General features: G+C 70.4%; 25 protein-coding genes and 2 pseudogenes. 10 read left to right on the top strand and 17 right to left on the bottom strand.

The annotated features are described in order from the left end of the window. Positions 1–19 precede the first annotated feature (19 nt). The 6 genes and pseudogenes from coaA (at position 20) to HTZ77_RS03280 (ending at position 5304) form a co-directional block, all read left to right on the top strand. The gene (coaA, locus tag HTZ77_RS03255) at positions 20–922 is read left to right on the top strand and encodes a type I pantothenate kinase (RefSeq protein ID WP_175587986.1); all 903 of its coding nucleotides are present in this window, start codon (positions 20–22) and stop codon (positions 920–922) included. A gap of 33 nt (positions 923–955) precedes the next feature. After that, positions 956–1912 carry a DUF389 domain-containing protein gene (locus tag HTZ77_RS03260; protein ID WP_175587873.1) on the top strand — a complete coding sequence of 319 codons (957 nt, stop codon included), beginning with the start codon at positions 956–958 and terminating at the stop codon, positions 1910–1912. A gap of 103 nt (positions 1913–2015) precedes the next feature. Continuing rightward, positions 2016–2828, top strand: a pseudogene (locus HTZ77_RS03265) (ABC transporter ATP-binding protein); the annotation flags it as partial. Beyond that, the gene (locus HTZ77_RS03270) at positions 2821–3675 is read left to right on the top strand and encodes an ABC transporter permease (protein ID WP_175587875.1); all 855 of its coding nucleotides are present in this window, start codon (positions 2821–2823) and stop codon (positions 3673–3675) included. The pseudogene HTZ77_RS03265 and the gene HTZ77_RS03270, both read left to right, overlap by 8 nt. Further along, positions 3672–4586, top strand: coding sequence for an ABC transporter ATP-binding protein (locus tag HTZ77_RS03275; RefSeq protein WP_328808392.1), 915 nt, complete (start codon positions 3672–3674; stop codon positions 4584–4586). The genes HTZ77_RS03270 and HTZ77_RS03275 overlap by 4 nt, the downstream gene beginning before the upstream one ends. A gap of 1 nt (position 4587) precedes the next feature. Further along, complete coding sequence (locus tag HTZ77_RS03280; RefSeq protein ID WP_175587876.1) at positions 4588–5304, top strand: ABC transporter permease subunit; 717 nt, start codon at positions 4588–4590, stop codon at positions 5302–5304. Between the two features lie 66 nt (positions 5305–5370). Here HTZ77_RS03280 and glmM read toward each other — a convergent pair whose 3' ends face one another. The 3 genes from glmM to rplM are packed head-to-tail and all read right to left on the bottom strand — an operon-like array spanning position 5371 to position 7710. Beyond that, positions 5371–6717: a phosphoglucosamine mutase gene (glmM, locus tag HTZ77_RS03285; protein WP_175587877.1), complete on the bottom strand. Its 1347-nt coding sequence runs from the start codon at positions 6715–6717 to the stop codon at positions 5371–5373. A 1-nt stretch (position 6718) separates the two neighbouring features. Further along, the gene (rpsI, locus tag HTZ77_RS03290) at positions 6719–7240 is read right to left on the bottom strand and encodes a 30S ribosomal protein S9 (protein WP_175587878.1); all 522 of its coding nucleotides are present in this window, start codon (positions 7238–7240) and stop codon (positions 6719–6721) included. 26 nt (positions 7241–7266) lie between these two features. Beyond that, entirely contained in the window at positions 7267–7710 is a 444-nt protein-coding gene (gene rplM, locus HTZ77_RS03295) for a 50S ribosomal protein L13 (protein WP_106236123.1), read from the bottom strand. A 322-nt stretch (positions 7711–8032) separates the two neighbouring features. Between rplM and HTZ77_RS03300 the strand changes: the two genes are divergently transcribed. The 3 genes from HTZ77_RS03300 (at position 8033) to HTZ77_RS03310 (ending at position 13663) form a co-directional block, all read left to right on the top strand. Beyond that, entirely contained in the window at positions 8033–8794 is a 762-nt protein-coding gene (locus HTZ77_RS03300; RefSeq protein WP_175587880.1) for a CAP domain-containing protein, read from the top strand. Between the two features lie 24 nt (positions 8795–8818). After that, complete coding sequence (locus tag HTZ77_RS03305; protein WP_175587881.1) at positions 8819–9790, top strand: hypothetical protein; 972 nt, start codon at positions 8819–8821, stop codon at positions 9788–9790. Positions 9791–12724: 2934 nt separating this feature from the next. Continuing rightward, positions 12725–13663: a hypothetical protein gene (locus tag HTZ77_RS03310; protein ID WP_175587882.1), complete on the top strand. Its 939-nt coding sequence runs from the start codon at positions 12725–12727 to the stop codon at positions 13661–13663. A gap of 139 nt (positions 13664–13802) precedes the next feature. On the opposite strand, the gene HTZ77_RS03315 is transcribed toward HTZ77_RS03310, so the two are convergent. The 9 genes and pseudogenes from HTZ77_RS03315 to infA all read right to left on the bottom strand — a co-directional run bounded on the left by HTZ77_RS03315 (position 13803) and on the right by infA (position 19009). Continuing rightward, on the bottom strand, positions 13803–14597 hold the full coding sequence (locus HTZ77_RS03315; protein WP_175587988.1) for a tRNA pseudouridine synthase A: 795 nt from the start codon (positions 14595–14597) through the stop codon (positions 13803–13805). Positions 14598–14714: 117 nt separating this feature from the next. Continuing rightward, positions 14715–14918: pseudogene (locus HTZ77_RS03320) on the bottom strand (tRNA pseudouridine(38-40) synthase TruA); the annotation flags it as partial. A 119-nt stretch (positions 14919–15037) separates the two neighbouring features. Next, positions 15038–15589, bottom strand: coding sequence for a 50S ribosomal protein L17 (gene rplQ / locus HTZ77_RS03325; RefSeq protein WP_175587883.1), 552 nt, complete (start codon positions 15587–15589; stop codon positions 15038–15040). 149 nt (positions 15590–15738) lie between these two features. Next, positions 15739–16755 carry a DNA-directed RNA polymerase subunit alpha gene (locus HTZ77_RS03330; RefSeq protein WP_175587884.1) on the bottom strand — a complete coding sequence of 339 codons (1017 nt, stop codon included), beginning with the start codon at positions 16753–16755 and terminating at the stop codon, positions 15739–15741. A 100-nt stretch (positions 16756–16855) separates the two neighbouring features. Continuing rightward, positions 16856–17482, bottom strand: coding sequence for a 30S ribosomal protein S4 (gene rpsD / locus HTZ77_RS03335; RefSeq protein WP_175587885.1), 627 nt, complete (start codon positions 17480–17482; stop codon positions 16856–16858). Between the two features lie 19 nt (positions 17483–17501). Beyond that, positions 17502–17906, bottom strand: a complete 405-nt coding sequence (gene rpsK / locus HTZ77_RS03340; RefSeq protein WP_020542285.1) for a 30S ribosomal protein S11 — start codon at positions 17904–17906, stop codon at positions 17502–17504. Positions 17907–18020: 114 nt separating this feature from the next. Further along, the gene (gene rpsM, locus HTZ77_RS03345; RefSeq protein ID WP_055506401.1) at positions 18021–18401 is read right to left on the bottom strand and encodes a 30S ribosomal protein S13; all 381 of its coding nucleotides are present in this window, start codon (positions 18399–18401) and stop codon (positions 18021–18023) included. Between the two features lie 247 nt (positions 18402–18648). Beyond that, entirely contained in the window at positions 18649–18762 is a 114-nt protein-coding gene (rpmJ, locus tag HTZ77_RS03350) for a 50S ribosomal protein L36 (protein WP_003956441.1), read from the bottom strand. Between the two features lie 25 nt (positions 18763–18787). Next, entirely contained in the window at positions 18788–19009 is a 222-nt protein-coding gene (gene infA, locus HTZ77_RS03355; RefSeq protein WP_012887858.1) for a translation initiation factor IF-1, read from the bottom strand. Between the two features lie 317 nt (positions 19010–19326). Here infA and HTZ77_RS03360 point away from each other — a divergent pair, with 317 nt between their 5' ends. After that, a complete protein-coding gene (locus HTZ77_RS03360; protein ID WP_175587886.1) occupies positions 19327–20253 on the top strand; it encodes a pyridoxamine 5'-phosphate oxidase family protein in 927 nt (308 codons plus the stop codon). Positions 20254–20516: 263 nt separating this feature from the next. Here the strand turns inward: HTZ77_RS03360 and HTZ77_RS03365 are convergent, their stop codons facing one another. The 5 genes from HTZ77_RS03365 to secY all read right to left on the bottom strand — a co-directional run bounded on the left by HTZ77_RS03365 (position 20517) and on the right by secY (position 24379). Then, positions 20517–20945: a hypothetical protein gene (locus HTZ77_RS03365; RefSeq protein ID WP_175587887.1), complete on the bottom strand. Its 429-nt coding sequence runs from the start codon at positions 20943–20945 to the stop codon at positions 20517–20519. A 100-nt stretch (positions 20946–21045) separates the two neighbouring features. Beyond that, the gene (locus HTZ77_RS03370; protein ID WP_175587888.1) at positions 21046–21483 is read right to left on the bottom strand and encodes a DUF1707 SHOCT-like domain-containing protein; all 438 of its coding nucleotides are present in this window, start codon (positions 21481–21483) and stop codon (positions 21046–21048) included. A 14-nt stretch (positions 21484–21497) separates the two neighbouring features. Further along, positions 21498–22307, bottom strand: a complete 810-nt coding sequence (map, locus tag HTZ77_RS03375; RefSeq protein WP_175587889.1) for a type I methionyl aminopeptidase — start codon at positions 22305–22307, stop codon at positions 21498–21500. A gap of 111 nt (positions 22308–22418) precedes the next feature. After that, the gene (locus HTZ77_RS03380; protein WP_175587890.1) at positions 22419–23069 is read right to left on the bottom strand and encodes an adenylate kinase; all 651 of its coding nucleotides are present in this window, start codon (positions 23067–23069) and stop codon (positions 22419–22421) included. After that, positions 23069–24379: a preprotein translocase subunit SecY gene (gene secY / locus HTZ77_RS03385; RefSeq protein WP_175587891.1), complete on the bottom strand. Its 1311-nt coding sequence runs from the start codon at positions 24377–24379 to the stop codon at positions 23069–23071. The genes HTZ77_RS03380 and secY overlap by 1 nt, the downstream gene beginning before the upstream one ends. Between the last annotated feature and the right edge of the window lie 170 nt (positions 24380–24549).

Here is a 24549-nt window from a genome sequence, read left to right on the forward strand (position 1 = left end):
CTAGGTGAACAACGGCTACGTGGAACTGAGCAGGGAGCAGTGGAGCGATCTCCGCAAGAACACGCCCTTGACTCTCACCGCAGAAGAGCTGGAAGAGCTGCGCGGCCTCGACGACCCCATCGACCTGGTCGAGGTCACCGACATCTACCTCCCCCTGACCCGGCTGCTGAACCTGCACTACACGGGGTCCAAGCAGCGCAGTAGCGTGCTCAGCGCGTTCCTCGGCCACGCCGAGCGGCGGGTGCCGTACATCCTGGGCATCGCGGGCAGCGTCGCGGTCGGCAAGTCCACCACGGCGCGGCTGCTGCACACACTGCTGGCCCGCTGGCCCGAGCATCCGCACGTGGAGCTGATCACCACCGACAGTTTCCTCTACCCGAACGCGGTGCTGGAGGCCAAGGGCATCATGCACCGCAAGGGCTTCCCCGAGAGCTACGACCGCAGGGCGCTGGTCCGGTTCGTGGCGGAGGTGAAGGCGGGGGCGGCCGAGGTGAAGGCCCCCATCTACAGCCATCTGGAGTACGACATCGTCCCCGGCGCGAGCCAGAGCGTGAAAAGTCCGGACATCTTGATCATCGAGGGGCTGAACGTGCTCCAGCCGGCCCCGCCCACCGCGCTCGCGGTCAACGACTACTTCGACTTCTCCATCTACGTGGACGCCAAGGTCGAGGACATCCGCACCTGGTACGTCGAGCGCTTCCACAAGCTGCGCCGCACCGCCTTCGAGGATCCCAAGTCGTACTTCCGGTACATCGCCGAACTGTCCTACGAGGAGGCCACGAAGTTCGCCGTCGACGTCTGGCGCGACATCAACGAGCGCAACCTCGTCGAGAACATCGCCCCGACCCGGGGCCGTGCCGACCTCGTCCTGAAGAAGGGCGCCGACCACTCCGTCCGGAAGGTGCGGCTGCGCCGCACCTGACACCCGCCCCCCGCCATCGGCGAGAATGGCCCGATGCTCCACCTGCGACTGATCACCCCGTCCTCCCGCACCGCCGAGGTGACGGCGGTGCTGGAAGCGTGCGCGGGAGCCACCAACATCGTCGTCCTGCCCGGCGCCGCGCGTGAGCCGGCGGGCGACCTCGTGCTCGCCGACGTGGCCCGCGAGTCGGCCAACGAGGTGATCAGCGACCTGTCGTGGCTGCGTGAGGCCGGCTCGATCGCCGCCGAGGCCATCCACCTGTCCCTGTCCAGGGCCGCCGAGGAGGCGGTGGAGGAGGCGCCCGGCGCGCCCGACGACGCGGTCGTCTGGGAGGAGCTGGCCCAGCGGGTCCACTCCGACTCGCGCATCACCTGGGCATACCTCGTGTTCCTGGCGATCGCCGCGCAGATCGCCGCCATCGGCGTGCTCACCAAGTCCATCATCCTGATCGTCGGCGCCATGGTCCTCGGGCCGGAGTTCGGCGCGATCGCGGCCGTCTGCTTCGGGCTGCTGCGCCGGCGCTGGCGGCTGGTCACCGGCGCCTTGAGGACCCTGGTCGTGGGCTTCGCGGTCGCCATCGCCGTCACGGTCGCCTGTGCGCTCGTCTCGCGCGGGCTCGGCTGGATCGCCCCGTCGAGCCTGCTCGGCAACGACGAGGTCCAGTTCATCGTCAAGCCCGACCGGTGGTCGTTCATCGTGGCGCTGCTCGCGGGCGTGGCCGGAGTGCTGTCGATCACGGCCGGCAAGTCGTCGGCGCTCATCGGCGTCTTCATCTCGGTGACCACGGTGCCGGCCGCCGGCTACGCGGCCGTGGCGATCGCGCTCGGCGACTGGGCCGAGGTCTCCGGCTCCGTCCTGCAGCTCGCGGTGAACGTCGCCGGCATGGTGATCGCGGGCACCGCCACCCTCTGGGTGCAGCACAGATTCTGGCCTCAAGTAGGACGCACGTCCTCCGTGAGGCCGATGCCGCGGGGTCGCACCGGCGGGTAGTGTCCGGATCATGCACATCCTCGACACCGAGGGGCTGACCAAACGCTTCCCGACCGTCACGGCGCTCGACGGGCTCACCGTCACCACCGGCCCGGGCGTCACCGGCCTGGTCGGGGCCAACGGGGCGGGCAAGTCGACGCTGATCAAGATCCTGCTGGGGCTGCTCCCGCCCACAGCCGGCGGCGCGCGCGTGCTCGGCCTCGACGTCACGACACGCGGCGCCGACATCCGCCGGCTCGTCGGCTACATGCCCGAGCACGAGTGCCTGCCGCCCGACGTCTCGGCCACCGAACTGGTCGTCCACCTCGCCCGGATGTCCGGGCTCCCCCGCACGGCCGCCCGGGAGCGGGCCGCCGACGTGCTGCGTCACGTCGGGCTGGCCGAGGAACGCTACCGTCCGATCGGCGGCTACTCCACCGGCATGAAGCAGCGCGTCAAGCTCGCGCAGGCGCTCGTCCACGACCCCAAGCTCATCCTCCTGGACGAGCCGACCAACGGGCTCGACCCGCGCGGGCGCGACGAGATGCTGGCGCTGATCCGGCGCATCGGCGCCGAGTTCGGCATCAGCGTGCTGGTCACCTCCCACCTGCTCGGCGAGCTGGAGCGGGTGTGCGACCACGTGATCGTCATCGACGCCGGACGGCTGCTGCGCTCGTCCGCGATCGGCGAGTTCACCCAGACGACGCGCAGCGTCACGGTGGAGGTCGACGAGGGCACCCAGGCGCTGGCCGACCGGCTGGTCGAGCTGGGCCACGGCGTCGCCCCCCACGGCCGGATGCTGCTGGTCGAGGTCAGCGGCCCCGACACGCTCGACGCCATCCGTGACGCGACCGCCGACCTCGGCCTGTGCCTCATCCGGCTCGAACGCGGCCGGCAGCGCATCGAGGACGTCTTCAGGGAGGCCGCTGGTGTCTGAGATCTACGACATCGGATACCGCCACTACGACGGCCCCCGGCTCGGGCGCGGCCACACCACCCGGGCGCTCACCGTCCACAGCCTGCGCGGCGTGTTCGGCCTCGGCCGCCCGGCCCGCAGCAAGCTCGTGCCGTTCTCGCTGGCCGCGATCATGGTGCTGCCCGCGATCGTGTCCATCGCGATCATGGCGCTGATGCGGCGCGCGGGCATGAGCTACAGCGGCTATGCCGTGATCATGCAGGCCGTGGTGGCCATCTTCCTGGCCGCGCAGGCGCCCACGGTCGTGGCGCCCGACCTGCGCTTCCGCGTGCTGCCGCTCTACCTGTCGCGCCCGGTCACGATCACCGAGTACGTCGGCGCCAAGGTCGTCGCGATGACCGTCGCCCTCTACGCGCTGCTGGCGGTGCCGCTGACCGTGATGTTCGCCGGCGAGCTGCTGATCGACCTCCCCGGGCCGCCCCGCACCAAGGAATACGTGGGCGCCATGCTCACCGGGCTGCTGCTCGCGGTGCTGCTGGCGGCGTTCGGGCTGGCCATCGCCTCGCTGACGCCGCGGCGCGGGCTCGGCGTCGCCTCCGTGATCGCCCTCTACCTGCTGGCGTCGGCCTCCGTCCCGATCATGTACAGCACGCTGTTGTCCGCCGGCAACGACGCCGCCGCCCGGTGGGCCTGGCTGCTCAACCCGTTCTGGCTGGTGGACGCCGTCCAGGTGTGGGTGTTCGGCACGACGCCCAACTCCGAGGGCGGCTACCCCGGCGGGCCCGTGTCCTTCGTGATCGTGGTCCTGCTCATCGCCGCCGCCGTGGCGGCGCTCGCGCTCCGCTACCGAAAGGCGGCCTCGCGGTGAAGATCGAGCTGGCGCAGGTCTCGCGCTGGTACGGCAACGTCGTCGCGGTCAACGACGTGACCATGACCATCGGGCCCGGGGTCACCGGGCTGCTCGGACCCAACGGCGCGGGCAAGTCGACGCTGCTGCACATGATGGCCGGGTTCCTCGCGCCGTCGAACGGCACGGTCACGCTGGACGGCACCCGCGTCTGGAAGAACCACCAGGTCTACCGCCACATCGGCCTCGTCCCCGAGCGGGAGGGCGTCTACGGCTTCCTGACCGGCTGGCAGTTCGTGCTGTCGGCCGCCCGCCTCCACGGGCTGCCCGACCCGGTCGAGGCCGCCCGCAAGGCGCTGGCCACGGTCGAGATGGAGGAGCCCAAGGACCGGCGGGTCGAGACGTACTCCAAGGGCATGCGCCAGCGCGTCAAGGTGGCCGCCGCGCTCGTCCACGACCCGCCGGTGCTGCTGCTCGACGAGCCGTTCAACGGCATGGACCCGCGCCAGCGGCTGCACCTCATGGACCTGATCCGGTCGATGGGCGCCGCCGGCAAGACCATCCTGTTCAGCTCGCACATCCTGGAGGAGGTCGAGCGGGTCGCCCAGCACATCGAGGTGCTCGTCGCCGGCCGGCACGCCGCCTCGGGCGACTTCCGCGAGATCCGCCGGCTGATGACCGACCGGCCGCACCTGTTCCGCATCCGCAGCAGCGACGACCGGCGGCTGGCCGCGGCGCTCATGCTCGACGACTCGGCGGGCGGGGTCTCCCTCGGGCCCGACGGCCTGGAGGTGCGGGCCGTGGAGTTCCGCGGCTTCGCCCGGCTGCTGCCCCGCGTGGCCCGTACCGAGGGCATCAGCCTGCACGAGGTCTCCCCCGCCGACGAAGACCTCGAAAGCGTCTTCTCCTACCTGATCAACCGGAGCTCCTGACATGAACACAGTGGTTGCCGGGATCACCTATCGCGCACTGCTGGGGCGGCGGCGCATCGTGCTGCTCCTGCTTCTCCCCATGGCGCTCCTGGGCCTGGCCCTGCTGCTGCGGCTGATGGGGAGTGACGACCAGCGCTCGACCATGCTGCTCATGCAGAACTTCGCCATCGGCACCATGCTGCCTCTGCTCGGCCTCATCGCCGGCACGGGCGTCATCGCCCCCGAGATCGACGACGGCACGATCATCCACCTGATGTCCAAGCCGATCTCCCGGCCGGTCATCGCCCAGACCAAGTTCCTCGTCGCGGCCTCGCTGCTGGCCGTCTTCGCCGCCGTACCGACCTACGTCGCGGCCTGGCTGCTCGTGGGCAACGAGGACGCCATCGCGCCCGGCTTCGCCGTCGGCGCGCTCGTGGCGGGCATCGCGTACGCGGCGGTCTTCCTGCTGCTCGGCGTCGTCACGCGCCACGCGGTGACGATCGGCATCGTCTACGCCCTGGTCTGGGAGGGGCTGGTGGGCGGCTTCGTGCCGGGCGCCCGCAAGTTCTCCGTCCAGCAGTGGGCCCAGTCGATCGCCGACCAGATCTCCACCTCGCCGTTCCTCAAGGCCGACGTCACGCTCGGCTTCGCCGTACCGGCGCTGGTGATCGTCACGGTGGTGGCGGTCCTGTGGGCGGGACAGCGGCTGCGCGTCCTCTCCCTCACCGGCGACGAGTAGCCCGCCGCCGAGAACGAAGGAAAAGAGGGGTACGGCTCATGCCGTACCCCTCTTTCACTGCCTGGCTCAGGCGCAGGCCACCCGCACCACGTCGGCGAGACGCTCGGCCACCTTGGTGGCCTGGTCCTCCGAGGACGCCTCGACCATCACACGGATCATCGGCTCGGTGCCGCTCGGCCGGATCAGCACCCGGCCGGTGTCGCCCAGCTCGGCCTCCGCGTCGGCGACCGCCGACACGAGCTCGGCGGCCTTGGCCTTGCCCTTGTCCACGTCCTTGACGTTGATGAGCACCTGCGGCAACGGCGTCATGACCGAGGCCAGCTCGCGCAGCGACCGGCCCGAGGACGCCATCACCGACAGCATGTGCAGCGAGGTGAGCAGCCCGTCGCCCGTGGTGGCGTGGTCCAGCATGATCACATGCCCGGACTGCTCGCCGCCCAGGTTGTAGCCGTCGGCCTTCATCCGCTCCAGCACGTAGCGGTCGCCCACCGCGGTCTCCACCACGGTGATGCCCGCCTCGCGCATGGCCAGCTTGAAGCCCAGGTTGGACATCACGGTCGCGACCACGGTGTCCTTGGCCAGCGTGCCCTCCGCGTGCATCGCCGAGGCCAGGATCGCCATGATCTGGTCGCCGTCGACGACCGCGCCCGTGTGGTCGACCGCGAGGCAGCGGTCGGCGTCGCCGTCGTAGGCGATGCCGACGTCGGCTCCGCGCGAGATCACCACCTGCTGGAGCTTGTCCAGGTGGGTGGAGCCGTGGCCGTCGTTGATGTTGAGGCCGTCGGGGCGCGCCCCGATCGCCTCCACCTGCGCGCCGGCCCGCAGCAGCGCCTCGGGCGCGACCATGTGGGCGGCGCCGTGGGCGCAGTCGACGACGACGCGCAGCCCGTCGAGCCCGCCCCGCATCGTGGCCAGCACGTGGCTGATGTACCGGTCGGCCTCACCGTAGGCGTCGCGGACCCGACCGACGGCCGAGCCGACGGGGAAGCTCCAGTCCTCGCCCAGCCGCCGCTCGATCTCGTCCTCGACCGCGTCGGACAGCTTGAAGCCGCCGCGGGCCAGGAACTTGATGCCGTTGTCCGGCGCGGGATTGTGCGAGGCCGACAGCATGACGCCGAGGTCGGCGCCGAGCGCCGCGGTGAGGTGGGCGACGGCCGGGGTGGGCAGCACGCCGAGGCGCAGCACGTCCACACCGGACGACGCGAGGCCGGCGACCACAGCGGCCTCAAGGAATTCTCCTGAGGCACGCGGGTCCCGGCCTACGACCGCTATCGGACGGCGTCCGGTAGCGGTGAACGCGCCGGCATCGCCGAGGACGTGAGCCGCCGCGACCGAAAGGTCCATGGCGAGCTCCGCCGTGAGGTCGCGCCCAGCGACCCCACGCACCCCGTCGGTGCCGAAAAGACGCGCCAATTTAGCGCTTGCTGTACTGCGGAGCCTTGCGGGCCTTCTTGAGGCCGTACTTCTTCCGCTCCGTGGCGCGGGCGTCACGGGTGAGGAAGCCGGCCTTCTTCAGCGGCGGGCGGTTGACCTCGACGTCCAGGATCGCCAGCGCGCGGGACAGGCCCATGCGCAGCGCACCGGCCTGGCCGGTCACGCCGCCGCCGTCGATGCGGGCGATGACGTCGAACGCCTCCTCCGCACCGAGCACCACGAAGGGCTCGTTGACGATCTGCTGGTGCACCTTGTTGGGGAAGTAGACGTCCAGCGAACGCCCGTTGATCGTCCACTTGCCGGTGCCGGGGACGATGCGCACGCGGGCGATCGCCTCCTTGCGGCGGCCGGTGCCGTACGAGTTGCCCGTGGTGACGGGCTTGCGCACGGGGGCGTCAGCGCTGGCGGCGGATTCGGTGGTGTACTCGGAAGGGAACTCCTCGCTGGAGAAGTCTTCCACCTCGGCCTCGACGGCCGTCTCGACACCGGTGGGCTCAGCCACGGTTCTCCTCTAACTCTTTCGAAGTACTACTGGGCGATCTGGGTGATCTCGAACGGCACCGGCTGCTGGGCCTGGTGCGGGTGCTCGGAACCCGCGTAGACCTTCAGCTTCTTGGCCATCTTCCGGCCGAGGGAGTTCTTCGGCAGCATGCCCTTGACGGCCTTCTCGACCGCCTTGTCCGGCCGCTTGTCCATGAGCTCGCCATAGCTGACGGAACGCAGACCGCCCGGGTAGCCCGAGTGGCGGTAAGCCTTCTTCTGCTCACGCTTGTTGCCGCTGAGCGCGATCTTGTCGGCGTTGATGACGATGACGAAGTCACCGGTGTCGACGTGATTGGCGAAGATCGGCTTGTGCTTGCCGCGGAGCAGGGTCGCGACGTGGCTGGCCAGCCGGCCCAGCACGACATCGGTCGCGTCGATGACGTACCACTGACGCTGGACGTCGGCGGGCTTCGGTGAGTACGTGCGCACGGTCGTAGCCTTCTTTATGCTCGCGTCTTCGGCGCGCTGCCGGATGCGGCAGCGCTGGGTTCGGTCGGTGCGGGCACACGACGGCCCGGACCTTCCGTCTCCACAAGGATGGGAGATGACGCCGGACGCGCCGCGCATCGGTCACGCAGGACCTATGCACACAACGAACGATTAGGCTACCCGCCCTGAGGGGCGCAGGTCAAAAGACCGGTAACCTCGCACGATTCTACCCGACCGGCTGCCCGACCACAGAACGGTTCTATTTCGGTTCCCGGCAATCCCTTCTTTACCAGGACCCCACATCTCTATCGTTGGTGGCGGTATGTGGCAGAGTTCTCACCCCCGGCACACCCAGCGGAGCGCACGGCGCCGGAGTCACCTGGGGGCGCTGGTCTGCCTCATGGCCGCGCTGTTCTTCGCGGGCGTGCTGCTGGGGACGCGGATGGGCGACGGCGCCGAGCCGACCGGCCACATCTACCTCAGCGAGACCGCGCCGCCCGTCGCCACCCCCACGCCGAAGCCGACGCCCAAGCCGGCGCGTCCCCGCGCCGACCGGATCCCCCGCTCCACCACCACGGCCACGGCGATGCCGCGCGGGCGCAGCCGCGTCCAACCCTCCAAGACGCCGACCGGCGACCTCGTCCCCGGCTACACCGCCGGCGACCCGGTGCGCGTGCTCGGCGGCGACCAGGTCCTGCAGGTCCTGCCCGCCATGGCCGCGAAGGTCGTCGGCCTCACCAACACCGCCCGTACCCGGCACGGCTGCGCCCCGCTGCGCGTCGACGGCAGGCTCACGCGCTCGGCCCGGGCCCACTCGACGGAGATGGCCCGCAGCGGCCGCTTCGAGCACGGGTCGCCCGACGGCGCGTCACCGTGGGACCGCATGGAGCGCGCCGGGTACCGCGCCGGCGCGGCCGAGAACATCGGCCGCGGCTACGCCTCACCGGAGGAGGCCGTGCAGGGCTGGCTCGACAGCCGCGACCACCGCCAGAACATCCTCAACTGCCGCATCCGGGCCATCGGCGTCGGCGTCGTGTCCGGCCCCGGCGGACCGTGGTGGACGCAGGACTTCGGATATTCCTGACGACCTCGCGGTAATCTCGCCCGCATGGGTTTTCCCGACGACAGCGAGAGCAGCACCCAGCGGCTCGCCGGCCGCTTCCGCAGGAAGCGTGACGACGCCCCTGGGCCCGAGGCCGCCCCCACCCCCGAGACCAGCGCCTTCGCGACCCCCGAGACCAGTGCCTTCGCGACCCCCGAGACCAGCGCCTTCGCGCGTCCGCCGTACCAGGACAAGGCGCCCGCGCAGCCCGCGCCCGTCGTCGAGGAGCCCCGGCGCCAGGAACGCCGCGCCACGTGGAGCCCGTACGCCGAGGGCCCGAAGTCGCGCGGTCCGCTCTGGTTCACCCTGGGCGGCGTCGCGGTGCTCGCCGCGCTCGTGGTCGGGCTGATCATGATGTTCAAGGCCGGCTCCGAGTCGACCGCCATCGCCCCGACCCGCACCTCCGCGCCGCTGCCGACGACGCCGCCCGGCAAGTTCGGCTACGCGGCCGACCGGTCCACGGACCCCGAGCCGCTCACGGTCAAGGAGCTGTTCCCGACCAAGAAGTTCGCCTCGTCGGGACACTCGTACGAGATGACCATCACCAGCAAGCTCAAGAAGTGCGGCGACGGCGCGCTCGGCAGCAAGCTGCAGAAGGCCCTCAAGTCCGGCAAGTGCACCCAGCTCATCCGGGCCAGCTTCCGCGACAAGGCGGGCAAGGTCATCGGGACCGTCGGCGTGGCCAACCTCAAGACCGGGAAGAACGCCACCAAGGTCGCCTCCGCCGGCAGCCAGAGCAACTACGTCAAGCCGCTGCCCGGCAAGGACTCGGTCACCAAGCTGGTCGGCTCCGGCAGCGGCGGCGCCCAGGTGTGGGCGCACGGCCACTACGCGGTCATGATCTGGTTCCAGAACAAGGACGGCAGCAAGCCCGACAAGAAGAGCCAGAAGGCCATCATGGGGGCGGCCGTCGAGATCACCAAGGCGACGGTGTTCAAGGCGCTCGACCAGCGCTCGCTGACCGGCCACCCTGCCTGAAACCCGCCTTTCACCCGACAAGGTCACAAAGCACTCACCTGATGCCGCCGGGAACGCCCATACCGCCATGACGATCTCCCGACTCTCGCTAGGCTCGCCCTTATGCGTGGCCAGGAACCTGGGTCTGAGCACGATCACGGAGACGCCGGCGACCCGGCGGCGCCGGCGACGCCACCGCCGAGCTTCGGCCGGCCCGCTGAGCGACGCGCCTCCTCACCGCCGCCCCCGTCCCGTGAACCGTCCGACGTGACGGGGCGCGAGCGTCCCCCGTACACGTGGGGCCCACCGCCGCTGCCGTCCTCCACCCGGGGGAGCGGTGAGCAGCCGGCCACGCCGCCGCCGTACGGTGAGTCGCCTCATGGGCGGTCGCCCTATGGCGGGGGTGGAGAGCACGCGGGCGGCGCGCATCCGTGGGAGGTGCCCGGAGGAGACGCGGCCCCCTACGACTGGTACGCGGACCCCTCCGCACCCGGCCCCACGCACCCGGAGACGACGGACCCGTCGCGACCGCCGCATGTCGCGTACCCGGGGCCGAACGCGGGGGCGTCGCACCCGGCGCATCCCACGTCCCCGCAGAGCCCTGCCCAGGCGTTCCCCCAGGGCGGTCCCTCGGCGTTCCCCCAGGGCGGCGCCCCGGGACATCCGCAGGGCGCGGCCCCGGCCGACGACGCCACGCCGTGGGCCACTCCCGAGCCTGACTCCTGGACCACCGACCCGTCCGCCACCTGGCCCGCCCCCGAGCCGGGCCCCTGGCACGTACCCGAGCCGGGCCCCTGGCACGTACCCGGCTCTCAGCCTCCCTCGGAGCACCCGACGGGAGCCGCACCGAACTCACCGGGACAGCCGTCACCGCCGGCACATGCGTATCCCACGTCCCCGACCGACTCGCCGCCCCAGGCGGGATCGCCAGACCGGACGGGACTCACCGCGCAGGCGGGACCAGACCCGCAGTCGGGAGCAGTCCCGCAGCCGGGAGCAGCCGGTCCTGCCGGGCAGGCGGTCCCTCCCACGCAGGCCGGACCAGCCGGACAGGCGGGACCGCCCACGCAGGCCGGATCACGGGAGCAGCCTCCGCCCTGGGCGGCCGACCCGGTCGTGCCCGGCGCGCCGCGCTGGGAGCCGCCGCCTGCCTTCACGGCCGCGGCGGCGGGTATGCAGGTGTGGCCCGCCCCCGTCGCCGACCCGCCCGCCATGCCGCCGTGGCCCGCCGCCACAGGCGAACCCGTGCCCGGCCTCGACAACGACGAAGCCCTCACCACGGACCGCCCGGCCCCGAACCACCCGACACCGACGGGCCGTCCGGCCTCCGGCGTTCCCGACCCCGCATCCGGTTTCGGCACGTCCTCGGGTGCTCCCGCCTTCCCTGGCGCTCCGGCCGCCGGCACCTTCGACCCCAACACCACGGCCCCCCACACGCCGGCGCCTCCGTACGGCTCCACCGGCCACCCCTCAGGCCCTCACCCCGTGACCCTCCAGAGCGGCGACCGACCACACGCCCCAGGACCCCACGGATCAGGCCCCCAGAGCTCAGGCCACCAGAGCTCAGGGCCGCACAACTCAGGAGCGCACAGCCCAGGACCGCAGGGGTCGGGACCGCAGGGATCGGGACCGCAGGGATCGGGACCGCACCACGTGGGCCCTCAGACCGCCCACACCCCGCCCCCACGCGCCTTCGACCCCAACGCCACGCAGCCGGACGTGTTCGACTCCGACCTGACAGCCCCTCACCCCATCGAGGCCGGCCGTCCCCGCGCCGCCCAGCCGACCGGAGCGACGCCAAGCCCCTCAGGCCCTCCGACGGGTCCCGGCGCTCCCCATGAGTCCGCCGCCCACGGCGGTCCGCACACCCCGGCCTCGGTCACTCCCCAGGGCCCCGCTCAAGGCGGACCGCACACACCCGCGCCCGGTGCTCCTCAGGGGATTGCCCAAGGCGGACCGCACCCCCCGGTCCCCGGTGTGCCGTCCTCGGCCGCCCCGCACACACCCCACGTCAAGAGCGCCGGCCACACTCCCGGCTCCGCTCCGGCGGGTTGGCCCGGAGCGGACGCGAACGACACCATCCCCGCCGGACCACACCCGTCCATCCCCGGGGAGACCGTCCCCCACCTGACCCGCCCGGCCACTCCCGGCGCGCCACCACAGCCCCAGCCGCAGCAGGCTCACTCGCCACAGACCGGCCCTCAGCAGGCTGCCCCCTCCCAAACCGGCCTCTCACAGGCCGGGACACCTCAGGCCGGAGCACGTCAGGCCGGGGCACCTCAGGCCGGGGCACCTCAGACCGGGACACCTCAGACCGGGACACCTCAGACCGGCTTCCCGCAGGCCACACCACCGCAGGCTCAGCAAGGCGCCCCTACCGGCATCCACCCCGGCGAGCAGGCAGGCCCCGCCACGCCCTCCGGCGGCCACCCCGCCGCGCCCGGCGACTCGTCGCACCACCCCCACGGTGTACGCCCCGCCGAGCCCAACGACGTCCCCGTCTGGCCGCCCGTCGAGCACCACGGCCACCCCCAAGGGGCCACCGCTCCACAGGCACAGACCGGCGCCCCTCAGGCCACCACGCCCACGACAGGGGGCCCGCACACGCCCGCCACCTCTCCAGGAGGAACCCCCTCACCCGGCGGAACCCACCCCGCCCCGGGCCGGCCCACGGCCCCCCACCCGGTCCCCCAGGCCCCAGGCCATCCCACGGCCGCCCACCCCCCGAACGGCCAGACCCCGCTGGGCCCAGCCGCCCAAGGCCCAGCCGCCCAAGGCCAGACCACGCCTGGCCAGCCCACCTCCGGCCAGGCGGCACAGCAGCAGAGCACTCCCGGACAGCCGGCCCCCAACGGGCATGACGCCGCCCGCCCGCCCGGCGGCTGGCCGCCCCCGCCCCAGACCGAGGAGCAGCGCCAGGAGGAGCAGCTTCCCGAGCTGCCCTTCGGCCGCGACATGTGGGGCAGGCCGAGCAACCCGCCGCCCCGCTCCCCGCTCTCGCCCGCGTCGTTCGACCTGCCCGCCTCGGCGCCGACCCGGATCGGCGGTCACCCGCTGGGCGCGTTCAAGCAGCCGCCGGCCTCGCCCGCGCCCCCGGCCGCCCAGCCCAGCAAGGCCAAGCGGGCCGTCCTGGCCGTCGTCGGCGTTCTCGTCCTCGGAGGCGTCGCCACGGGTGGCTTCTTCGCGTACAAGTCGCTGAGCGCGCCCGCGTCCACGGCCGCCGGCAAGCGGACCTCGGCTCCCGCCTCCGCGCCGCCCTCGTCCGCGCCGACCGGCTCGGCACCGACCGAATCGGCGCCGACCGATTCCGCGCCGACGGCGGCGTCACCCACGGCGAGCACGTCGCCGGGCGCAACGGCGGCGACCATGCTCGACTCCGAGGCGACGGACAAGCGCAAGCTGTCGCTGTCCGAGGCGTTCGGGGAGAAGAAGGTGGAGGCGGCCGGCACCACGTTCTCCCGGGTCGAGACGGACATGGAGAACGACTGCCGCAAGGCCGCCGCGGGACCGTTCGCCGAGGCGCTGCACGACCAGAAGTGCAGCAGGGTGCTGCGGGCGACGTACGTCGACAGCAAGCGCCGTTACGCAGTGACCAGCGGCATCGCGGTGCTCCCCAGCAAGGACGCCGCCATGCGCGCCGACCAGTCCAAGAACCTGGGCCGCAACCTGTGGTTCCGCGCCCTCCCGGGCCCCGGCGGCTCCGGCGGCGAGCGCGTGGACATCGCGGGCGGCTACGCGGCGGGCCTGGTGTGGGGGCGCTACATCGTGTTCAGCTACGCCACCTACGCCGACGGCCACACGCCCGCGGCCAAGGACCGGACGCTGGGCAAGGTGAGCGACGCCTTCCGCGACGAGATGTCCCTCGTCCTGGAGCGCCGCATCTCCAACGACTGACCCGGCCAAACCGCCCGCACCCCGAACGACCGACCCACCCAAACCGCCCGCACCTCCAACGGCTGGCCCGGACGAAGCGCCCGCACCTGGAACGGCCCACACGGCCGCTGCCCACACCTCTCGGGCGGCGGCCGGCCCGTCAGAGGGTGCGTACGCGTCGCGTCGCGGCGGCGCGTACCGCCAGCTCCTCCGCCGGCGGGTAACGGACCTCCTCCAGGCACAGGCCGTGGGCGGGCGCGACATGCACCCCGCTGTCCCGTACGGCCCCCGCCAGCACCTGCCCCGGCCACGCGACCGGCCGGCGACCATCGCCCACGGCCAGCAGCGCGCCCACGAGCGCCCGCACCATCGAGTGGCAGAACGCGTCAGCCACCACGGTCGCCACCAGCAGCCCGTCCTCCTGCCGCACCCACCGCAGCCGGTGCAGCTCGCGGATCGTGGTGGCCCCCTCGCGCTTCTTGCAGAACGCCGCGAAGTCGTGCTCGCCCAGCAGCCGCTCGGCGGCGGCGTTCATGGCGTCGAGGTCCAGCGGGCGGTTGTGCCATACGACCTCGCGCCGCCGCAGCGGGTCTCCCCCGCCGGGCGCGTCGGTCACCCGGTACGCGTACCGGCGGGACAGAGCGGAGAAACGCGCGTCAAAGCCCTCAGAAGCCACGGAGACCCGATGAACCCGTACATCAGGCGGAAGTACCCCAGCCAGCCGTCGCACGAGCGTGGCGAGGCGCTCATCCACGTCCAGCGGCAACTCCTCGACCGCCGCCTCGCCGTCGGCGTCCTGCCCCGCGCCCTCCCCAGCGGCGTCCGGCCGCGCATCCTCTCCGTCGACGCCCCGACCCACATCGTCTCCGTCGACGCCCGGACCCACATCGTCTCCATCGGCATCCGGGCCCGCGCGCTCCGCGGTGACCGCGAGATCCCCGCCACCCGCCGGCACCGGCCCCTCCCCGCCGACCGATCCGGCCGCTACGACCGATCCCCCACCGACGACCGATCCCGCGCCGGCGGCCGGGCGGCGGCGGTTGCGGTCGAGCTCGGACAGACAGCCCACCGCGACATCCACGTGCGCCACCTGGTGCCGCGCGTGCACCCCGGCGTCGGTCCGTCCCGCCACCGTCAGCGCGGGCGGGCCGGCCAGGCGCAGGATCCGGCCGAGCGCCTGCTCGATCTCCCCCTGGACGGTACGCCGCCCCGGCTGGCGGGCCCAGCCGGAGAAATCGGTGCCGTCGTACCCGAGGTCGAGGCGGAGCCTTACCACGAGTTACCTCCCCGAGCCGCGCACCAGCACGGCAGAAATCACCACAGAACCACGGAAACGCGAACCGGGCCCGGCACCCCGTGAGGGAGCCGGGCCCGCGACATCTGCGGCCTGAAGGATCAGGCCTCGTCCTTCTTCGCCTCGGCCGAAGCGTCGGCGTCGGCGGCCTCGGCGGCGGGCGCCTCGTCGGCGGCCTGAGCCTCGGCGGGAGCCTCGGTCTCCTCCGCCGGAGCCTCGTCCTCGGCCTTCGCCGGAGCGGCGGCCGGGGCAGCGGCGGCGGGGGCCTCGGAGCGGGAGACGCGAACCGGGTTCAGCGGCTCGGTCACCAGCTCGATGACCGCCATCGGAGCGTTGTCACCCTTGCGCGGCCCCACCTTGGTGATGCGGGTGTAGCCGCCCGGACGCTCGGCGAACGTCGTCGCGAGCTCCGTGAACAGGTGGTGGACGACGCCCTTGTCCTTGACGACCTCGAGGACCTGGCGACGGTTGTGGATGTCGCCCTTCTTCGCCTTGGTGATCAGGCGCTCCGCCACCGGGCGGAGGCGCTTGGCCTTGGCAACCGTGGTGCGGATCTTGCCGTGGCGGAACAGGTCCGTGGCCAGGTTGGCCAGGATCAGCCGCTCGTGGGCAGGGCTGCCGCCAAGACGTGCGCCCTTGGTGGGCTTGGGCATTGCGTTCTCCTTGTGAGTTAACCCGCTCCGGCCGTACCAGGTACCGGAGTCGGGCCGGAGGCACCCGTCGGGTGCCGTCCGTTCCTGTCACACCCGCGCGGGCGGACGAGCCGCCCGGCGCGGGAGGGGTGCGAGAGACCTCGCGAGGCTCAGTACTGCTCGGTCTCGACGTACGCGCTGTCGTCGTCGTCGTAACCGGCGCCGGCCACCGCGCTCGGGTCGAACCCGGGCGGGGAGTCCTTGAGCGCCAGCGACATCTCGTGCAGCTTCTGCTTGACCTCTTCGATCGACTTGGCGCCGAAGTTCCTGATGTCCAGCAGGTCCTGCTCGCTGCGGGCGACGAGCTCACCCACGGTGTGGATGCCCTCGCGCTTGAGGCAGTTGTAGGACCGGACGGTCAGGTTGAGCTCCTCGATCGGCAGCGCCAGGTCGGCCGCCAGGGCGGCGTCGGTCGGCGACGGGCCGATGTCGATGCCCTCGGCCTCGACGTTGAGCTCGCGGGCCAGGCCGAACAGCTCGACGAGGGTCTTACCGGCGGAGGCCACCGCGTCGCGGGGCTTCATGGCCGGCTTGGTCTCGACGTCCAGGATGAGGCGGTCGAAGTCGGTGCGCTGCTCGACTCGGGTGGCCTCGACCTTGTAGGTGACCTTGAGCACCGGCGAGTAGATGGAGTCGATCGGGATGCGACCGATCTCCTGGCCGGGCTGCTTGTTCTGCGCGGCGGAGACGTAGCCGCGACCGCGCTCGACGGTCAGCTCCATCTCCAGCTTCGCCTTGCCGTTCAGCGTGGCGATGCGCAGCTCCGGGTTGTGCACCTCGACACCGGCCGGCGGCGCGATGTCGGCGGCGGTGACCTCGCCGGGGCCCTGCTTGCGCAGGTACATCACGACCGGCTCGTCGTGCTCCGAGGAGACGACCAGTTCCTTGAGGTTGAGGATGATGTCGGTGACGTCTTCCTTGACCCCGGGAACGGTCGAGAACTCGTGCAGCACGCCCTCGATCCGGATGCTCGTCACGGCCGCGCCCGGAATGGACGACAGCAGCGTGCGGCGGAGCGAGTTGCCGATGGTGTAGCCGAAGCCCGGCTCCAGCGGCTCGATGATGAACCGGGACCGGGTGTCGTCGATCGACTCTTCGAGAAGAGTCGGACGCTGAGCGATCAGCATGGGGTTCTCCCCTGGTCGTGTGGCGACCGCTATATGACGCCACTCCGATATACAGCCTAAATGGCGTACGGCGGGCCGTACGCCATTCAGCGGGCGAGGACTACTTGGAGTAGTACTCGACGATCAGCTGCTCCTGGACCTGGGTGTCGATCTGCTGGCGGACCGGCAGCTGGTGAACCAGGACGCGGAGCTTCTCCGGCACGACGCCCAGCCAGGCCGGGACGGTGCGCTCGCCGGCGGTGGCGCGGGCCACCTCGTACGGCATGAGGCTGCGCTTGTTCTCGCGGACCTCGATGATGTCGTGCTCGCGCACGCGGTACGACGGGATGTCGACCTTCTTGCCGTTCACCAGGAAGTGGCCGTGACGGACCTGCTGGCGGGCGGCGTCGCGCGACTGGGCGAAACCGGCGCGGTAGACGACGTTGTCGAGGCGGGTCTCCAGGATCTGGAGCAGCACCTCACCCGTCTTGCCGGTCTTGCGGGTGGCTTCCTCGTAGTAGTTGTGGAACTGCTTCTCGAGGACGCCGTAGATACGACGGGTCTTCTGCTTCTCGCGAAGCTGAAGCTGGTACTCGGACTCCTTCGGACGTCCGCGACCGTGCTCACCCGGCGGGTAGGGACGGATCTCGATGGGGCACTTGGCGGACTCGCACTTGCTGCCCTTCAGGAAGAGCTTCGTCTTCTCGCGACGGCAGAGCTTGCAGTCCGCGCCCGTGTAACGAGCCATTTCTCAATATCTCCTGGGATCAGACGCGGCGGCGCTTCGGCGGACGGCAGCCGTTGTGCGGGACCGGGGTGACGTCCTGGATCGACCCGACCTCGAGGCCGGTGGCCTGGAGGGAACGGATCGCGGTCTCGCGGCCGGAGCCCGGACCCTTGACGAAGACGTCGACCTTCCGCATGCCGTGCTCCATGGCGCGGCGGGCGGCGTTCTCGGCGGCCATCTGGGCGGCGAACGGGGTGGACTTACGGGAGCCCTTGAAACCCACGTGGCCGGCGCTGGCCCAGGAGATCACGTTCCCGTTGGGGTCGGTGATCGAAACGATCGTGTTGTTGAACGTGCTCTTGATGTGGGCGTGCCCATGAGCGACGTTCTTCTTCTCCTTGCGGCGCACCTTCTTCGGCGCACCCTGACGGCTCTTAGGAGGCATCCTTCGCCTTCACTCCTGAGGTGTTCGGTCTCGCGGCTGCTGAGAGCGGTCGTGCCGGCCCGGCCCCCGCCGGTCACGGCTGTGGGGCCCAGGCGCCGGCCGCTTCAGTGCGGACTACTTCTTACCGGGCTTCTTCTTGCCGGCCACGGTCTTCTTCTTGCCCTTGCGGGTGCGCGCGTTGGTCTGCGTGCGCTGGCCGTGGACGGGCAGGCCCTTGCGGTGCCGGATGCCCTGGTAACAGCCAATTTCGATCTTGCGACGGATGTCGGCCTGGACCTCGCGGCGCAGGTCACCCTCGATCTTGAAGTTCGCCTCGATGTAGTCACGCATCGGGACGAGCTCGTTGTCGGTGAGCTGGTGCACACGCATGTCGCCGCTGACACCGGTCGCCTGGAGGATCTCCTGGGCGCGGGTGCGGCCGATTCCGTAGATGTAGGTGAGAGCGATCTCCAGCCGCTTCTCGCGGGGGAGGTCGACGCCAACCAGGCGGGCCATGGTCGGGCATTCTCCTTCTTTGTGGCGGAGGTCTTACGCCTCATCTCCCCTCCCCATGCCCGGGGTGAGGGCCCCGGCCTCCGACCGGGGGTCTCCTGAGTGGTACGGCCATCCGTGCCGGTACGAGGCCGGGCCTCGCGCGGCACGCCGCCTGCTCAGGTGTGAAGCGTTACCACTGACTTCAGGCTCCTCATGCGTCGAGCCCGCTCCCTGGAATCGGGGCGGACTCGGAGAAGCCTTGCGGCGACTAGCCCTGGCGCTGCTTGTGGCGCAGGTTGTCGCAGATCACCATGACGCGACCGTGCCGGCGGATCACCTTGCACTTGTCGCAGATCTTCTTGACGCTCGGCTTTACCTTCATTGTCCTTCGTGTTCCTCAGACGTCTTCACTTGTATCGGTAGACGATCCGCCCACGACTGAGGTCGTAGGGGCTCAGTTCCACGACCACCCGGTCGTCAGGCAGGATCCGGATGTAGTGCATCCGCATCCGTCCGCTGATGTGGGCCAGGACCTTATGGCCGTTGTCGAGCTGCACCCGGAACATGGCGTTCGGGAGCGACTCGACCACAGTGCCCTCGATCTCGATGGCGCCGTCTTTCTTGGCCAAAATCCCTCGCGTTTCACTGATCGATCGTCTGAGGCTCCGGTTCACTAGCAGCCGCGACCTTCACGCTTCGAAGAGAGCGGCGTCCGGCAAAGGACGCCGACGCGTGGTAGTCATAGTGAGCCGACTAAGGAGTGTACGACACCTGAGCCAAAAACGCGAAACGCGTGCCAGGTGTCCTGACACAACCACGGATCAGTTTACCCCACGGCGGGCGCGTCGTGACCCCGTCCGCGCCACCGTCACCGCATCGCGTCCTTCCCCGGAAGCCCTCGGACAGCGGTCCTCCGGACGGTCGGGCAGGCCCTAGGTTCACTGCCATGCGGATTCTCGACCCCACGCTCCACCCCACCATGGACGCCTACCGTACCTGCGAGTTCACCACCCTCGGCCGCGACGGCACGCCCCTGACCTGGCCGACCGCGTTCCACCGCCGCGCCGACGGCACGCTGCTGGTGACGACGTCGCTGGCCTTCGCCCAGAAGGCGCTGAACGTACGCCGCGACGGCCGGGTGGCGATGCTGTTATCCGATCCCACCGGCAGCGGCCTGAGCGACCCGCCCCAGTTGCTCGTCACCGGCACCGCGGTCTGCCCGGAGGAGATCGTCACCAGCCCGGCGGGGGACGAGGCGTACTGGAGCATGCTCTTCGAGCGGCAGCCCGACAGCCGGAAGTACGTGACCGGCCTGGCCCGCCGGCTCATGGACTGGTACTACATGCGTCTGCTCATCGTCGTGACCCCGGCCGAGGTGCTGTCCAGGCCACCCCTCGCCCGGCTCTCCCCCACCCCGGCGGCGTCGGGGCCGAGCGCTCTGCTGGGCGCGGCGCTGCTGTCCGCGTACCCCACGGCTGTCCTGGGCGCCCGGGACGAGACGGGCGCGCCGCTGCTCGCCCGCACCCGCGTCACGCCGGCGCAGGGCGGCTACGCCGTGCGGGCTCCGGACGACCGGCCGCCGGTCGCGGGCCCGGCCAGCCTCCTCGTCCACCGGCATGACGAACGGCTCGCCGCGATGCACAACGCACTCGTACGCGGGGAGCTGCGCCGCGACGGCGACGGCTGGCTGTTCGTCCCCACCAGGGTCGTCGCGCCCACGGGGTCCGGTGGCCCGCTGGACATGGTCGGCACGCTGCGCCGGGCGCGCCGGGCCACCCGCGCCTATCTCGACCGCCGCGGGCTGCCCCGCCCCCAGGTGGCCTGGCCCGAGTTCCAGGCCCTCGCCGCTGCGGCGTCCCGTACCGGCGGCTGACGAGCCGTCCGGCACACAGCCGGCGCCGGCCGGCCCGCGGCACTGGCCCCGGCCGGCGCGGGGCACTGGCCACGATCGGCGCGCGGCACCGACCACGATCGGCGCGGGGCACCGGCCCCGGCCGGCGTGCGGCTCACACGCGGAGAAGGCCCGCCGACGGGAGGTCGGCGGGCCTTCTTCGGGGGTCGGGGCCGGGCCGCGGGGAGAGACGCGTCCCCGGCCGGGACGAGCGCGAGCTGAGGGGCGGGCGTCAGCGGCCGGCATCAGTAGATGCGGTACACCTTGCCGCAGTCGTTGAACTTGCCGCCCCAGCAGGTGTACGTGTACACGCTCTTGAGCCCCTTCTTCGACCAGGTCTCGCTGTGCGAGCCGTCCCAGGGGCGGAAGAACTTGCCACCGCCGCCGCCCTTGAACTCGTAGCGGAACCAGATGTAACCGGACCTCGGGGTCGACTCCTTGCCGTACCACTTGGTGTAGACCCGGCCGTGCGACTTCCAGGTGTAGCCGAAGGTGTAGGCCTTGTGGCTCTGGGAGTAGAACTTGCCCCACTTGTGGACACTCTGAGCGGTCGCGGTCGCGGTCGTCGCCGTGGTCGCGGTGGTCGCGGTGGCGGCCTGGGCGGCGGGGGCGGTCAGGGCGAGGCCGGCGGCGAGGGAGCCGGCGAGGGCGGCCGTCGCGATGAGCTTGCGCATCTCTTCCTCCGATGAGTCGGTGCTTCTCGACGCGACTCACGTTAGGAAGATTCGGCTGTCCGATCTGTGGAGGAATACGCAGAGTGCACTAGTGCACACTTCACCGCTTCTGCGAGGACCCGCCCGGGCCTAAGATCGTGCTCACCAGCAGCACGACACCCCACGGCCCCATGACCCACAGCGGCCACGGGTAGATCCAGTGGTCGGCCGTCACGCTGACGATCAGCCAGATCACCCAGTTGATCGAGCTGGCCATGGCCCAGGCGCCCCAGGCGGCGCGCATGCCGGCGTGCGCCTTGGCCTTCTTCGCGGCTTCCTTCTCGCTCTTCTTGGCGAGCTGCCGGTGGCGCAGGTCCACATCGGGCAGGTCCGAGGTCAGCCGCTCCAGCTCGCCGTACGTCTTGCTCTGGTAGAGCTGCTCCAGCCGCTCGTTGAACTCGTCCATGCTGATCCGGCCTTGCGCGGTGTGCTCCCGGAGCACGGCGGCCACCCGGTCGCGATCCGAATCGGAGGCACGCATCTCGGGGCTCTGTGCCATACCACCACTCCAGGTCAGTTATGCGGCTGCGCCAGGCGCGATTCGCCCCCGTCCAGGGCGGTAAGCACCCAAGGACCATTATGTGTCACGGCGACGCTGTGTTCGAAGTGTGCGGAGGACTTGCCGTCGATCGTGACGACGGTCCAGTCGTCGGCCAGCACGCGGGTCCGCGCGGTGCCCAGGTTGACCATCGGCTCGATGGCCAGGCACATGCCCTCCTCCAGGACCGGGCCCTTGCCGGGCCGGCCGTGGTTGGCGATCCACGGGTCCATGTGCATCTCGGTGCCGATGCCGTGGCCGCCGTACTCCGGCGGGATGCCGAAGCGGCCTTGCGCCTTGACGTACCGCTCGATCTCGTAGCCGATGTCGGACAGATGGCGGCCCGGCGTGAGCGCGGCGATGCCGCGCCACATGGCCTCCTCGGTGATCCGCATCAGCTCCGTGAGCTCGGGCGCCACCTCGCCGACGGGCACCGTCACCGCCGAGTCGCCGTGCCAGCCGTCGAGGATGGCGCCGCAGTCGATGGAGATGATGTCGCCCTCGCGCAGCTTGCGGGCCTTGGTCGGGATGCCGTGCACGACCTCGTCGTTGACGGACGCGCAGATGGTCGCCGGGAAGCCCTGGTAGCCCTTGAACGAGGGGATCGCGCCCTCTTCCCTGATCGCCTTCTCGGCGATGACGTCGAGGTCGAGCGGCGTCATGCCCGGCTCGACCGAACGCCTCAGCAGATCCAGCGTGCGTCCGACCACGAGACCGGCCGAGCGCATCTTCTCGAGCTGCTCGGCCGACTTGATCTGAATTCCATGTCTGTTCTTCTTGAACACTTTTCGGCACCCCTAGGTTGGGAACGAGCGGACGCGGGAGCCCAATTCCCCCACAATAGCTGCGAGGTGGCACGAGAAAACTCGTGCCACCTCGTCAGTCCGTCAGCAGAGCTATCCCGTGAAAGGGCGGATCGCCTCCATGGCACGCTCGGTGACCTCCTCGACCGGGCCGGTCGCGTCCACCCCGACCAGGATGCCCTCGTCGGCGTAGTAGGCGACCAGCGGCGCGGTCTGCACCTGGTAGACCTCCAGGCGGTGCCTGATGGTCTCTTCCTTGTCGTCGTCACGCTGGAACAGCGCGCCGCCGCAGACGTCGCACCGGTCGTCCTTCTTGTCGTCGAACTCCACGTGCCAGATACGGCCGCACTGGCTGCAGGTACGGCGACCGGCGAGGCGACGGACCACCTCGTCGTCGTCGACCACCAGTTCCAGCACCAGGTCGAGCGCCTGCCCCCAGTCCTTGAGCATGTCGCGCAGGATCTCGGCCTGCGGGACGTTGCGGGGGAAGCCGTCGAGCAGGAACCCGTCCTGGGCGTCGTCCTCGGAGAGACGGTCACGGACCATCGCGATGGTGACCTCGTCGGGCACCAGGTCGCCGCGGTCCATGTACGTCTTGGCCAGCTTGCCGAGCTCCGTGCCGCCCGAGACGTTGGCACGGAAGATGTCACCTGTCGAGATCTTCGGGATGGACAGGTTGGATGCGATGTACTGGGCCTGTGTCCCCTTTCCCGCTCCGGGGGGCCCCACCAGAACGAGACGCACTACCGCAGGAAACCTTCGTAGTTACGCTGCTGCAGCTGGCTCTCGATCTGCTTGACCGTGTCCAGGCCGACACCAACCATGATCAGAATGCTCGTCCCTCCGAACGGGAAGTTCTGGCTCGCACCGGCCACCGCCAGCGCGACGATCGGGACCATGGCGATCAGACCCAGATAGAGCGCGCCAGGCGCGGTCAGACGGGTGAGCACGAAGTTCAGGTATTCAGCCGTCGGCCGGCCCGGGCGGATGCCCGGAATGAACCCACCGTACTTCTTCATGTTGTCAGCCACTTCAGGGGGGTTGAAAGTGATGGACACATAGAAGTACGTGAAGAACACGATCAGCACGAAGAACGTGATCATGTAGGTGGGCGTGTTGCCGCCGGCGAGGTTCTGCGCGATCCACTGGACGACCGCGTTCGGGTTCTCGGTGTTGGCGAACAGCGAGGTGATCAGCTGCGGGAGGTAGAGCAGCGACGAGGCGAAGATGACCGGGATGATGCCGGCCTGGTTGACCTTCAGCGGGATGTAGGTCGAGGTGCCGCCGTACATGCGCCGGCCGACCATCCGCTTGGCGTACTGCACCGGGATGCGCCGCTGCGCCTGCTCGACGAAGACGACCGCGGCGATCATGAAGATGCCGACGACCATGACGACCGTGAAGGTGAACTTGTTGGCCTGGAAGATGCTGGCCAGCTCGGACGGGAACACCGACACGACGGAGGTGAAGATCAGGATGGACATGCCGTTGCCGACGCCGCGGTCGGTGACGAGCTCGCCCAGCCACATGATCACGGAAGTGCCGGCCGTCATGATGACGACCATCGTGATGATGCCGAAGATGTCGTTCGGGTTGATCAGCACTTCCTGCTGGCAGTTCGGGAACAGCTGACCGGAGCGCGCGAGCGCGATGAAGGCCGTGGACTGCAGGACACCGAGACCGATCGTCAGATAACGCGTGTACTGCGTGATCTTGGTCTGGCCGGCCTGCCCCTCCTTCTTGAGTGCCTCAAGACGAGGGATCACGACGACGAGCAGCTGCAGGATGATGCTCGCCGTGATATACGGCATGATGCCGAGCGCGAACACCGACAGCTTCAGGAGCGCGCCGCCGCTGAACAGCTGCACCATCCCGTAGATGTTGCCGGATGCACCGTTACGCGCCTGCTGGAAGCAGTTCGCGAGATTCTCGACATGAACGCCCGGAGTCGGAAGAACCGAGCCAAGACGGAACAGCGCGATGATGCCCAGAGTGAAGAGCAACTTCTTGCGCAGGTCCGGCGTCCGGAACGCCCGGGTAAACGCGGTCAGCACGGTCCCTCCTGCGCGCCTATTCGGCGATGTGAGTATGCGATGGTGCGGGGATCTGCCATCTGAAGTCTCAAGTCAAACGAGGCGGGCAGAAGCCTGCCGTCTCGCGAACTCTAACGCACTACGGGCGTGGGAGCCCATTGTCAGAGCCCCCACGCCTCGTCATAGCGTAT

Source organism: Nonomuraea montanisoli (assembly GCF_013363975.1).
In the GTDB taxonomy this organism is placed as follows: Bacteria; Actinomycetota; Actinomycetes; order Streptosporangiales; family Streptosporangiaceae; genus Nonomuraea; species Nonomuraea montanisoli.